Below are 12,277 nucleotides of genomic sequence, written 5' to 3'. Positions count from 1 at the left end.
GGAGGAGTTTTTTCATGGACAATTTTAACACATCATCCTTTGACATCTACAAAGACATCAGCGCCCGCACCAAAGGCGAAATCTATCTTGGTGTGATCGGCGCAGTCCGGACAGGAAAATCAACGTTTATCAAGCGTTTTATGGAACAGATGGTACTTCCTTATATGAATGACGAGCATGACCGGGAGAGAACCATTGATGAGATGCCGCAGTCAGCTGCAGGAAAGACGATCATGACCACAGAGCCGAAGTTTATCCCAAAAGAGGCGGCAAAGATCCGCTTAGAGGATGAAACCGAGGTAAAAGTACGCCTGATAGACTGTGTCGGCTATATGGTTGAAGGTGCCAGCGGACATATGGAAAATGATGCGGAGCGGATGGTAAAGACACCATGGTTTGACTATGAAGTGCCATTCACACAGGCGGCAGAGATCGGTACGAAAAAAGTCATCAATGAACATTCCACAATAGGGATCGTAATCGCGGCAGATGGAACTTTTACAGATATTCCGAGAGAGAATTATGCGGCACCGGAAGAAAAGACCGTCAATGAATTAAAAAAACTCGGAAAGCCGTTTATCGTACTTTTAAATTCTACGAAGCCGTACAGCGATGAGACAAAAGAACTTGCGCAGCAGATGCAGGAAAAATATCAGGTGGCGGTATTGCCGGTAAACTGTGAGCAGTTAAAAAAAGAAGATATTTCTAAGATTTTACAGGCAATCCTCTATGAGTTCCCGGTGGTACGCATGAATTTTTATATGCCAAAATGGGTGGAAATGTTAGAACTGGGTGCTCCGATGAAGCAGAGCATGGTACAGAATGCCAGGAAATTTTTAAAAGACATTACATATATTAAAGACCTGATGAACTATCCGTTTGAAACAGAAGGGGATTATATTGAACAGGTCAAATTAGAAAAAATGGATTTAGCGGCAGGTAGCGTGAACTTAAGAATGGACGTAGAGGACAAATACTACTATGAAAATATGAGTGAGCTGACCGGAGTAGAGATCCATGGAGAATACCAGCTGATATCCATGGTCAAAGAGTTAGCAGAGATGAAAAAAGAGTACGAAAAAGTAGAGGATGCCATGAACTCGGTCAAAATGAAGGGTTACGGTGTTGTTAATCCGGGACTCTCGGACATTACCTTAGAAGAGCCTGTACTGATCAAGCATGGAAATAAATATGGGGTTAAAATGAAAGCCGTTTCTCCAAGCATCCATATGATAAAAGCAAATATCGAAACGGAAGTGGCACCGATTGTCGGCAGCGAGGAACAGGCAAATGATCTGATCGCATATATCAAGGACAGTCAGAATACGGAAGAGGGAGTATGGAGTACCAACATCTTTGGAAAATCCATTGGTGAACTCATGGAGGATGGAATCCGAAGTAAAATCTCTATGATGGACGATGAAAGCCAGTTAAAACTTCAGGATACCATGCAGAAGATCGTCAATGATTCCAACGGCGGACTGGTATGTATTATTATTTGATAAAAGATTGAAAAAAAGAAATAAATGGGCTATACTACCTCATGCAGGCATTATGTTATAAAAAATGATGCTTACTAAGATAAGGATATCAGGAGGAAAAAAGTATGGCAGAAAATAGAGAGTGCAGCAGCGCATCCAGCTGTTCTAAGGAAAGCTGTGAAGGATGTTCCGGCAGCGGACAGAAAACAAGTTTTGCGGCAGATATGAACCAGTATTCATCCGTAAAAAAAGTAATTGGAGTTGTTAGCGGAAAGGGCGGAGTTGGAAAATCCTTTGTCACAGCATCCTTAGCAGCACAGATGCGTAAAAAAGGTTATTCTGTAGGAATTTTAGATGCAGATATCACAGGACCTTCGATTCCTAAGATGTTTGGAGTACATGGTCCGGCAGTTGGAAATGACATGGGAATGTATCCGATCGAGGCAGAGGACGGAATAAAGATCATGTCCATCAATCTTCTAATGGATGACGAAGAGGCTCCGGTGGTATGGAGAGGACCGGTCATTGCAGGAACCGTAAAACAGTTCTGGAGTGATGTTGTCTGGGGCGATTTAGACTATTTATTTGTTGATATGCCTCCGGGAACCGGTGATGTACCGTTGACCGTATTCCAGTCACTTCCGGTAGATGGGATTGTCATTGTAACATCTCCGCAGGAACTGGTACAGATGATCGTAAAAAAAGCATATAATATGGCAGGAATGATGCATATTCCGGTGCTTGGAGTAGTAGAGAACTACAGCTATTTCGAGTGTCCTGATTGCGGTAAGAGAATTTCGCTGTTTGGAGAAAGCCACATTGATGAAGTTGCCAAAGAACTTGGCATTGATGTATTGGGCAAACTTCCGCTTGACCCGAAATATGCACAGGCAGCAGATGAGGGAAGATTTTTTGAGTTAGAAAATCCGAACTTAGAGGCAGGCGTTGAAAAGATAGGAAATATCTAATGGAGTGGCTGTTTCATCTGGATGCCTCCCTGTTGCTTTGGATACAGGAAAATCTGAGAGTGTCATGGCTGACACCGTTTTTTAAGCAGATTACAAAACTTGGAAATGTAGGATGGTTCTGGATCTTTCTGACAGTAATACTTTTGCTGATCCCAAAGCAGAGGAGAACCGGAGCCATGTGTGCGGCATCCTTAGTCGGTTCAGTAGTGGTCAACAATCTGTTTTTAAAAAATGTCGTGGCAAGAACAAGACCATATGAAGTGGTGGAGGGCTTGACCAGACTCATAGAAAAGCAGAGTGATTATTCGTTTCCATCCGGTCATACGGCGGCTTCTTTTGCAGCCGCTGTGATACTGTTTTTGCAGCTTCCGAAAAAATACGGGATACCGGCACTCATATTAGCGGTGCTGATCAGTTTTTCGAGATTATATTTAGGAGTACATTATCCGACCGATGTGTTAGCCGGAGCAGTGTCGGGAACCTTGATCGCGTTAGCGGTGCATTGGATATTTGAAAAGAAAAAAGAAAAGCACAGTGAGAATTGTGAATAGTAAAAAAGACCCGTTTCAGAGAAATCTGAAACGAGTCTTTTTTGAATGCTGTGTTACTATATATCACAGAAATTAATCATTTGGATTCATATCAATTCCACGATGTCTGTCTGCTTTCGGGTCCTCACCGAAAGAGTAGTCATTACCAGGAAGGATCGCATTTAAGATGACACCTGCTAAGGCTGCAATGGCAAGGCTGGTCAAAGTAATGGAAGTTCCACCGACTGTAAAGGTCAGACCGTTAGAAAAACCAAGACCGGATACTAAGATGACTGCTGCAATGATCAGGTTTCTGGATTTTGTAAAATCCACATGGTTCTCTACGATATTACGAACACCGATTGCGGAGATCATACCGTAAAGGATGAAGCTGACACCACCGATAATGGAAGCCGGCATAGAACCGATGATAGAGGAAACCTTTGGGATAAAACTTAAGACAACTGCATAGACAGCAGCTAAGCGGATTACTCTAGGGTCATGTACGCGGCTTAATTCCAGAACGCCGGTATTTTCACCATAAGTTGTATTTGCAGGACCACCGACGAAAGCAGAAAGGGAGGTAGCAAGACCGTCACCGATCAGAGTTCTGTGAAGTCCCGGATCTTCAATAAAGTTCTCATCTACCGTTGCGGAAATAGCGGAAATGTCTCCGATATGCTCCATCATGGTAGCAATGGCAATCGGTGCCATAACAAGAATTGCGGTAATGTCAAATTTGCAGATCTGGAAAGGTGGAAGTCCGATCCATTTTGCACTTGCGACAGAAGCAAAATCTAAAATAGCAGAACCGTCAGGGTTTGTCATACCACAGAGGTTGAAAATGACTGCGGCAACATAGGAAATTACAACACCCATCAGGATCGGGATGATCTTAAACATGCCTTTTCCCCAGATGTTGAAGATAATGATAACGGCAAGAGCGATCAATGCTAAGATCCAGTTTGTAGAAGCATTTGAAATCGCACTTGGTGCAAGGCTTAAACCGATACAGATGATGATCGGGCCGGTTACAACAGGCGGTAAGAAACGCATAACACGTTTTACACCGGCTAATTTGATGATCAGTGCCAAGACTAAGTAAAGAAGTCCTGCAACTACGATTCCACCGCAGGCATATGGTAATTTTTCACCATAAGACATATCAGCGAAAATACCGCTGTCAAGTTCTGCAACGGTAGCGAATCCTCCAAGAAAAGCAAAAGAGGAACCTAAAAACGCAGGTACTTTCATCTTGGTGCAGAAATGGAAAAATAAAGTTCCGATTCCGGCACAGATTAAAGTAACCTGGATTGAAAGTCCCTCTCCGTGGAAATAACTGTTGACTAAAATTGGTACTAAGATGGTGGCTCCAAACATTGCAAACATATGCTGAAGACCTAAGATTAACATTTTGGGTGTGCCAAGTGATCTGGCATCTTTGATAACACCATTTTCGGTATTCATAAAAAACTCCTTTCTCCTGTGTGACTATTTTTTCTCCTATAGCATTATATAGGGTTTCTAATCGTACTGCAAGAAAAAAGTAAATCTGTAAAAGTATAAAAAAAATGATATAATAGGAAAAAGAACAAAAATTAGCCCGAAAATCTATAGAAAGAAGAGAGGATAAGCCTATGAATCCTATTTATGAAAAATTAGAAAAATGTTATCAGTGTGTCAGGGAAAAGACCGATTTTGTACCGGAGGTTGCCATTATTTTAGGCTCCGGCTTCGGACAGTTTGCCGATGAATTTGAAGAAGTGAAAAAGATCAGCTACCATGAGATCGAAGGATTTCCGGTTTCGACCGTTCAGGGACACGCGGGAGAATTTATTTTTGGTTATATGCAGGATGTGCCGGTGGTATTGATGAACGGAAGAGTACATTATTATGAAGGTTATGCCATGTCCGATGTCGTGCTGCCAACCCGATTGATGAAAATGTTAGGAGCAAAGATTTTATTTTTAACAAATGCAGCAGGCGGACTTGGGGATGGTTTTGCGGCAGGCGACATTATGATGATCACCGATCAGCTTACAATGTTTGTGGATTCTCCGCTGATCGGAGAAAATGTAGAAGAATTAGGAGTCCGTTTCCCGGATATGTCTGAGATCTATGATAAAAAACTGCAGGAGATTTTAAGACAGACGGCAAAAGAAATCGGTTTAGACTTAAAAGAGGGGATTTACTGCCAGTTCAAAGGTCCGAACTATGAATCGCCGGCAGAAGTGCGTGCGGCAAAAATATTAGGAGCATCGGCAGTCGGCATGAGCACCGGATGCGAAGCGATCGCGGCCAATCATATGGGAATGCAGATCTGCGGAATTTCCTGTGTCACCAATATGGCAGCGGGAATGTCGGAAAATCCGTTATCCCATCAGGAAGTGCAGGAGAACGCGGCAAAAGCGGCACCATATATCCGTCGTCTGTTACATGAGTCTGTGTTAAAAATGCATAAGGAGCTGAATAAATAGATGAATATCAGGTTTTACAATGCGAGAATACTGACAGAAACCATGGATATCACAGAGGGAGAACTCTGGGTACGCGGAAATACGATCTGCTATATCGGAGATGGAGAGGATGTTTCCTCGGTCTGTAAAGAGCCGGGGGATGTGATCTTATGGGACCGTGAGATCGATGTGAAGAGAAATCTGCTGATGCCGGGATTTAAAAATGCGCATACACACTCCGCAATGACATTTTTACGCTCTATGGCAGATGACCTTCCATTGCAGGAATGGCTGAATGAGCAGGTATTTCCAAATGAAGCAAAGCTAAAAGGCGAGGAAGCATACATCTTTGCAAAAATAGCCATTATGGAATATTTAACAAGCGGAATTACCTCTGCATTTGATATGTACATTTATCCGAAAGAAGTGATACAGGCATGTGTGGATTGCGGTTTTCGGATCGTACAGGTCAGTGGACTGAATAATTTTACAAGTTCTTTAGAAGAATTAGAAGAGCAGTATGTAACCTATAATGATTATCATGAACTTTGCAGTTATAAATTAGGTTTTCATGCAGAGTATACAACGGATAAAAAGCTGTTAGAGGGTTTGGCAGGATTAAGTGAAAAATACCATGCACCGGTATACACCCATAATTCCGAGACAAAAAGAGAAGTAGAGGAGTGCAGACAGCGTTATGGCAAATCTCCGACACAGTTATTTGAAGAAATGGGACTCTATCGTTACGGCGGTGGCGGATATCACTGCATCTGGTTTGACGATGAGGATATAGATATTTTTGCAAAACGGAACTTATCGGTTGTCACAAATCCGGCATCTAATCTGAAATTAGCAAGTGGGATCGCTCCTTTGAAAAAAATGCAGGAGGCAGGGATCAATCTGGCGATCGGCACGGACGGTCCGGCAAGTAACAACTGTTTGGATATGTTCCGGGAGATGTTTTTAGTAACCGGTCTTGCAAAGTTAAGAGAACACGATGCAGCAGTCATGGATGCAAACGATGTGCTGTACATGGCAACGACAGGTGGTGCAAAGGCAATGGGATTGTCAGACTGCGACTGTCTGGCAGTTGGGAAAAAAGCGGATCTGTTCTTAATGGACCTGATGCAGCCGAATATGCAGCCGGAGCATAATCTTACAAAAAATCTGGTTTACAGCGGCAGCAAGCAGAATGTAAAATTAACAATGGTCAATGGAAAGATCCTCTATGAGGATGGGCAGTTCTTTATCAGTGAAGAACCGCAGGAGATTTATAAAAAAGCAAATGAGATTGTGAGCAGAATGAAATGAGGATCATCTATATAATGCACAGTTGTTTTGCAGTGGAGATCGAGGATACCCTGCTGCTATTCGACTACTTTGATAAGTCAAGAACTCCGGAAGTGGACTTTCAAGGGGAGCTTCCTGATTTTTCTAACTATAAAAAACACTATATTTTTTCAAGCCACGGACATCGTGACCACTTCTGGTTAGAGTCTTTAAAATGGGGAATGGAATACCCGGACATGGTATTTTTCTTAGGAAACGATATGCGTTTTAACAGGAAATATTTAGAGCGTAACGGCGTTGACTTTTCCGTAAAAGAGCGGATGATTACTGCAAGACGGGGCGAAACCTATGATATGGGAGAGTTAAAGGTGCAGGCACTCGGTTCGAATGATGCAGGAGTCTCTTTTTTGGTACACTATGGTGGAAAGACGATCTTTCATGCAGGAGATCTAAACGACTGGAGCTGGTATGTCAGAAAGGGTGAGATGCACGATGAGGCATACCGCCGGAGAATGAGAGAAGAATTCCGAAAGGAGTTAGAACCGCTTTTAGGAGTCCATATGGATGCTGCATTTGTAGTGATGGATATGCGGCTAGAGGAGAGGTATAAGAATGGAATCGACTATTTTTTGCATACTATGGATGCAGATGCTGTATTCCCAATGCATTTGTGGGGAAGATACGATCTGATCCCGCAATATAAAAAGAAACTGATTTTGGCGGGAGAACCGGAACTGGCAAAAAAGGTTATGGATATCCGGGAGGAGAACCAGATATTTGAATTATAGATATTATTGATAAGGAGAACAAAAATGGAAGTCACAATGTATACAGACGGGGCAGCAAGAGGCAATCCCGACGGACCGGGAGGATATGGCGTGGTGCTGCACTATATAGATAAAAGCGGGACACTGCATAAAAAGGAATTGTCAGCAGGGTATAAAAAGACGACAAATAACCGCATGGAGCTCTTAGCGGTCATCCGAGGCTTAGAGGCATTGAACAGACCGTGTCAGGTTACGGTCTATTCGGATTCTAAATATGTAGTCGATGCCTTTAACCAGAACTGGATCGGTGGCTGGGTAAAACGCGGTTGGAAAAAGTCGGACAAGAAGCCTGTTAAGAACGTGGATATGTGGAAACGGCTGTTAGAAGTGATGCAGCCACACGAAGTTCGGTTTGTATGGGTAAAAGGGCATGACGGACATCCGCAGAACGAACGCTGTGACACGTTGGCAACCACGGCAGCCGATGGAAGCGGACTTTTAGATGACATGGAATTGGAAAGTGGAAAAAATGAGCAATTAGGTCTGGGTGACATCTTGAAATAAGATATTGCCTATGATATGATAAAACATAGTGTTTTATAGAAGATGGAGGAAATAATATGGCATTTTTAGCAAGTTTTCTGCAGTATTTTATTAAATTCGTTGTATTTGTAATTCTTGCAGTCGCCGGTGTGTTTGCCGGAAAAAAATGGAGAATGAGCAAGGATGCAAAATCAGAAGCAAACGAGAAATAGATTTTGGAGGAACAGATCGTGAAGAAGTATGGTGTAAATGAGCTCCGAAGAATGTATCTGGAGTTTTTTGAGAGTAAGGGACATTTAGTAATGAACAGCTTTTCGCTGGTTCCGCATAATGATAACAGTTTACTGTTGATCAATGCGGGAATGGCACCGTTAAAGCCTTATTTTACAGGACAGGAGATCCCACCGAGAAGAAGAGTGACAACCTGCCAGAAATGTGTCCGTACAGGAGATATTGAAAATGTTGGTAAGACAGCAAGACATCTGACCTTTTTTGAGATGCTTGGTAACTTTTCCTTTGGTGATTATTTCAAACATGAGGCAATCGCATGGAGCTGGGAATTTTTAACAGAAGTCATCGGTATGGAGCCGGAGAGACTCTATCCTTCTATTTATGGAGAAGATGATGAGGCATTCGACATCTGGACAAAAGAGATCGGTGTTCCGGCAGAGAAGATCACACGTTTTTACCGTGATGAAAACGGAGAATGTGACAACTTCTGGGAGCATGGTGCAGGTCCTTGCGGTCCGTGTTCTGAAATTTATTATGACCGTGGAGAAAAATACGGCTGTGGCAGTCCGGACTGTAAAGTGGGCTGTGAGTGCGACCGTTTTATGGAAGTATGGAATAACGTGTTTACCCAGTTCAACGGTGACGGACATGGCAACTATGAAGAACTTGAGAACAAGAACATTGATACCGGTATGGGATTAGAGCGTCTTGCAGTCGTAGTACAGGATGTGGATTCCGTATTTGATATTGATACGATGAAGGCAATCCGTGATAGAATTTGCGAGATTTCCCATAAGACCTATCAGACCGATGCTTTAGACGACGTATCGATCCGTCTGATCACCGATCATATCCGTTCTGCAACCTTTATGATCTCCGATGGAATTATGCCATCAAACGAAGGAAGAGGATATGTACTGCGCAGGATCATCCGCCGTGCAGCAAGACATGGCAGACTGCTGGGTATCGAAGGACAGTTCTTGGCAGAGCTGAGTAAGACCGTCATTGCAGAGAGTAAAGACGGATATCCGGAATTAGAGGAAAAGAAAGACTTTATCTTAAAGGTATTAAGTCAGGAAGAAGAAAAATTCAATAAGACGATCGATCAGGGACTTGGTATTTTAGAGGACATGCAAAAAGAAATGGAAGCAGCAGGTACGAAGGTGCTTTCCGGCGAGCATGCATTTAAATTATATGATACCTATGGATTCCCGATGGATCTGACACAGGAGATCTTAGAGGAAAAGGGCTTTACCATTGATGAAGAGGGATTCAAAAAATGCATGGAAAAGCAGAGAGAAAAAGCCCGCAGTTCCAGAAAAGAGACCACCTATATTGGAGTAGATGCAACTGTATATGATGAGATTGACACCTCCATTACCAGTGAGTTTGTCGGCTATGACAGATTAGTACATGAGTCAAAGATCACGGTTCTTACCACAGAAAGAGAGATCGTAGAAGCACTTTCCGATGGTGATATGGGAACTGTGATCGTAGAGCAGACGCCATTTTATGCAACTATGGGTGGACAGTGTGCAGACCACGGATTTATCACAACAAAGGATGGAAAATTCCAGGTAGAAGATGTAATCAAGCTGCGTGGCGGAAGGATCGGTCATGTCGGAAAGATGGTCAGCGGTATGTTAAAGACCGGTGATGTTGCAACATTAGAAGTTGAGGAGAAGAGACGCTCCCTGACAAGAAGAAACCACAGTGCGACCCATTTATTACAAAGAGCACTGCGTGAAGTCTTAGGTACCCATGTAGAACAGCATGGTTCCTATGTAGATGATAAGAGACTTCGTTTTGACTTCTCACATTTTGCAGCAATGACTCCGGAGGAAATCGCAAAGACAGAAGCTCTGGTAAATGAAAAAATTGCCGAGGCACTTCCTGTTGAAACGAAGATCATGTCCTTAGACGAGGCGAAAAAGACCGGTGCAATGGCACTCTTTGGAGAAAAATACGGTGAGAGTGTACGCGTAGTCAGCATGGGAGATTTTTCTACAGAGCTTTGTGCAGGAACACATGTCGACAATACAAGCAATATCAGTGCATTTAAGATTGTATCGGAATCCGGTGTCGCAGCCGGTGTACGCCGTATTGAAGCACTGACTTCCGAGGGAGTATTCCATTACTACGACACCTTAGAGGACACTTTAGAGCAGGCTTCTAAATTAGTAAAGACAAACCCACAGAGTCTGGTAGAAAAATTAGAGCACTTGATGGCAGAGATGAAAGCACTTCAGAGCGAGAATGAATCCTTAAAGAGCAAGGCAGCGAAAGAAGCACTTGGCGATGTGATGGATCAGGTAGAAGAAGTGAAGGGAACCAAGCTGTTAGCAGTCCGTGCAGACGGTGTGGATATGAACGGCTTAAGAGATCTAGGCGACCAGTTAAAGGAAAAGCTGGGTGAAGGTGTTATCGTATTAGCATCCGAATGTGACGGAAGAGTTAACCTTGTTGCCATGGCAACCGATGCAGCAATGAAGTCCGGTGCTCATGCAGGTAATCTGATCAAAGCCATTGCAAAAACCGTTGGCGGCGGTGGCGGCGGTCGTCCGAATATGGCACAGGCAGGCGGAAAAAATCCGGCCGGAATCGCAGATGCATTAGCACAGGCAAAGAGTGCATTAGAAGAGCAGTTAAAATAAAATGTCAAAAGTTTAGGGAGAAACTATGAAGAAAAGTTCAAAAAGTGTTTGGAGCAGATTTGTCATGACATTTGCAGCAGCATTTTTATTAATGCTTGTGACAACCGTTCCGGTAAAGGCAGACAGCAGTAATATGCCATTAGTAAAAGATATAAAACAGACAGATGCTTCCACTAACTCAGTAGGAATCATTTGGTCCTGCCCGGGAAGTGATATTCGTTTTAAAATCGAAACATCTGAGCAGCTGTCTACCGGATATACTGATTATAATAAGAGACCACAGTCTTCTGCATCTGTGACCTTGACTAAGTTGGGGGCAGGAAAGGTTTATTATGTTCGGATTACACCAATTAGATATACGATGGAAGGGATTGGTAAATATACAACAGTCACAGGAACCACATCCCGGCCATTGCGGGTTGTGACCGCACCGGATAGCACACCGGCAAGTCTGACACATGTAAAATCATCAACAGATACGATCAAGGTCAAATGGTCAGCAGTACCGGGAGCAGATGTGTATCAGGTTGTTTACAGCCAGTCCGGTACAGCCAATGAATTTACAAAAGAGACAACAGGAAACAGTGTTACTTTAAAGAAACTTTCCAAAGATGCGAGATATACGATCAAGGTGCGTGCCGGAAAGAAATATACGGATGGCACGGGAAGAGCATGGGGCAACTATCATACCAAATACGATGTTCCGGTAAAATCCACAAAAGTGGAAGGCATCAAAGTAAGCGGATATTATCAGAACCTGTCAAAGATCAGTATTACAAACAAAGCAAAAGCATGTGCGGATGGATACCAGTATCAGCTTTACACTGCATACAAAGGTCAGGATAAAGAGACAAAGGTTAAGAGTATTACCGTAAACCAGAACAATCCGGGTTCTTCGAATCAGGTGTCAGCAAGCATGAAGATATCTGCTTTGAAAAACCATAATTTTTACAAAGTAAGAGTGCGTGCTTATTCCTTAAACAGCAAGAATGAGAAGATTTATGGCGTATGGTCTTCCTGGAAATATGTAAGCCCACAGCCGGATGTTACAAAGAAACAGAAGGTTAAAAAGGGAATTAAGATCAAATGGGATAAGATCAATGGTGCAGACCGTTATGTAGTATATGTTTCTACAAAAAAGGATTCCGGTTATAAGAAGTTCCAGACAACCGGAAAGAACAGCACGACCATCACAAAGTATGGTAAAAACAAGCTGAAATCAGGAAAAACTTATTATTTCTATGTAGTGGCACAGAAGAAGGTAGACAATAAGTATCAGTCAGGTGCAGCAGGAAATGCCACAAAACGTTGGTCAATGACCTACTAAAAACAGAAAATATCAGAAAAACAGGAATAA

General features: G+C 42.9%; 11 protein-coding genes. 10 read left to right on the top strand and 1 reads right to left on the bottom strand.

The genetic code is table 11. From position 1 onward, the window contains the following. Nucleotides 1-14 precede the first annotated feature (14 nt). The 3 genes from spoIVA to WMO43_RS05335 all read left to right on the top strand — a co-directional run bounded on the left by spoIVA (nucleotide 15) and on the right by WMO43_RS05335 (nucleotide 3,000). Nucleotides 15-1,502: a stage IV sporulation protein A gene (spoIVA, locus tag WMO43_RS05345; protein WP_353530423.1), complete on the top strand. Its 1,488-nt coding sequence runs from the start codon at nucleotides 15-17 to the stop codon at nucleotides 1,500-1,502. Nucleotides 1,503-1,606: 104 nt separating this feature from the next. Then, complete coding sequence (locus WMO43_RS05340; protein WP_353530422.1) at nucleotides 1,607-2,449, top strand: P-loop NTPase; 843 nt, start codon at nucleotides 1,607-1,609, stop codon at nucleotides 2,447-2,449. Next, nucleotides 2,449-3,000 carry a phosphatase PAP2 family protein gene (locus WMO43_RS05335; RefSeq protein ID WP_177963766.1) on the top strand — a complete coding sequence of 184 codons (552 nt, stop codon included), beginning with the start codon at nucleotides 2,449-2,451 and terminating at the stop codon, nucleotides 2,998-3,000. The genes WMO43_RS05340 and WMO43_RS05335 overlap by 1 nt, the downstream gene beginning before the upstream one ends. A 72-nt stretch (nucleotides 3,001-3,072) precedes the next feature. Here the strand turns inward: WMO43_RS05335 and WMO43_RS05330 are convergent, their stop codons facing one another. Continuing rightward, nucleotides 3,073-4,446, bottom strand: a complete 1,374-nt coding sequence (locus tag WMO43_RS05330) for a uracil-xanthine permease family protein (protein ID WP_353530420.1) — start codon at nucleotides 4,444-4,446, stop codon at nucleotides 3,073-3,075. Nucleotides 4,447-4,616: 170 nt separating this feature from the next. Between WMO43_RS05330 and WMO43_RS05325 the strand changes: the two genes are divergently transcribed. The 7 genes from WMO43_RS05325 to WMO43_RS05295 are packed head-to-tail and all read left to right on the top strand — an operon-like array spanning nucleotide 4,617 to nucleotide 12,247. Then, nucleotides 4,617-5,456 (top strand): purine-nucleoside phosphorylase, encoded by an 840-nt coding sequence (locus WMO43_RS05325; RefSeq protein ID WP_177963517.1) that lies wholly within the window; start codon nucleotides 4,617-4,619, stop codon nucleotides 5,454-5,456. Next, nucleotides 5,457-6,746, top strand: a complete 1,290-nt coding sequence (locus tag WMO43_RS05320; protein ID WP_353530418.1) for an amidohydrolase — start codon at nucleotides 5,457-5,459, stop codon at nucleotides 6,744-6,746. It begins immediately after the preceding gene. Then, on the top strand, nucleotides 6,743-7,513 hold the full coding sequence (locus tag WMO43_RS05315; protein WP_434784168.1) for an MBL fold metallo-hydrolase: 771 nt from the start codon (nucleotides 6,743-6,745) through the stop codon (nucleotides 7,511-7,513). Before WMO43_RS05320 ends, WMO43_RS05315 begins: the two co-directional genes overlap by 4 nt. 24 nt (nucleotides 7,514-7,537) lie before the next feature. Then, nucleotides 7,538-8,056, top strand: a complete 519-nt coding sequence (gene rnhA, locus WMO43_RS05310) for a ribonuclease HI (RefSeq protein WP_353530414.1) — start codon at nucleotides 7,538-7,540, stop codon at nucleotides 8,054-8,056. A 56-nt stretch (nucleotides 8,057-8,112) separates the two neighbouring features. Further along, nucleotides 8,113-8,247: a vanadium nitrogenase gene (locus tag WMO43_RS05305; protein WP_353530413.1), complete on the top strand. Its 135-nt coding sequence runs from the start codon at nucleotides 8,113-8,115 to the stop codon at nucleotides 8,245-8,247. A gap of 18 nt (nucleotides 8,248-8,265) precedes the next feature. Further along, on the top strand, nucleotides 8,266-10,920 hold the full coding sequence (gene alaS / locus WMO43_RS05300; RefSeq protein ID WP_353530412.1) for an alanine--tRNA ligase: 2,655 nt from the start codon (nucleotides 8,266-8,268) through the stop codon (nucleotides 10,918-10,920). 25 nt (nucleotides 10,921-10,945) lie between these two features. Beyond that, nucleotides 10,946-12,247 carry a fibronectin type III domain-containing protein gene (locus WMO43_RS05295; RefSeq protein WP_353530411.1) on the top strand — a complete coding sequence of 434 codons (1,302 nt, stop codon included), beginning with the start codon at nucleotides 10,946-10,948 and terminating at the stop codon, nucleotides 12,245-12,247. Nucleotides 12,248-12,277: the final 30 nt, after the last annotated feature.

The organism is Maccoyibacter intestinihominis, from assembly GCF_040096355.1.
Taxonomy (GTDB): Bacteria; Bacillota; Clostridia; order Lachnospirales; family Lachnospiraceae; genus Maccoyibacter; species Maccoyibacter intestinihominis.
The sequence above is the reverse complement of the archived record's forward strand: the minus strand, read 5'-3'. Positions and strand labels throughout refer to the sequence as shown.

Excerpts from the sequence above, each read along its gene's own strand:
- WMO43_RS05295 (WP_353530411.1), top strand. The coding sequence starts at position 10,946 with ATGAAGAAAAGTTCAAAAAGTGTTTGGAGCAGATTTGTCATGACATTT.
- WMO43_RS05305 (WP_353530413.1), top strand. The coding sequence starts at position 8,113 with ATGGCATTTTTAGCAAGTTTTCTGCAGTATTTTATTAAATTCGTTGTA.
- WMO43_RS05335 (WP_177963766.1), top strand. The coding sequence starts at position 2,449 with ATGGAGTGGCTGTTTCATCTGGATGCCTCCCTGTTGCTTTGGATACAG.
- spoIVA (WP_353530423.1), top strand. The coding sequence starts at position 15 with ATGGACAATTTTAACACATCATCCTTTGACATCTACAAAGACATCAGC.
- WMO43_RS05325 (WP_177963517.1), top strand. The coding sequence starts at position 4,617 with ATGAATCCTATTTATGAAAAATTAGAAAAATGTTATCAGTGTGTCAGG.
- WMO43_RS05315 (WP_434784168.1), top strand. The coding sequence starts at position 6,743 with ATGAGGATCATCTATATAATGCACAGTTGTTTTGCAGTGGAGATCGAG.
- rnhA (WP_353530414.1), top strand. The coding sequence starts at position 7,538 with ATGGAAGTCACAATGTATACAGACGGGGCAGCAAGAGGCAATCCCGAC.
- WMO43_RS05340 (WP_353530422.1), top strand. The coding sequence starts at position 1,607 with ATGGCAGAAAATAGAGAGTGCAGCAGCGCATCCAGCTGTTCTAAGGAA.
- WMO43_RS05320 (WP_353530418.1), top strand. The coding sequence starts at position 5,457 with ATGAATATCAGGTTTTACAATGCGAGAATACTGACAGAAACCATGGAT.
- WMO43_RS05330 (WP_353530420.1), bottom strand. The coding sequence starts at position 4,446 with ATGAATACCGAAAATGGTGTTATCAAAGATGCCAGATCACTTGGCACA.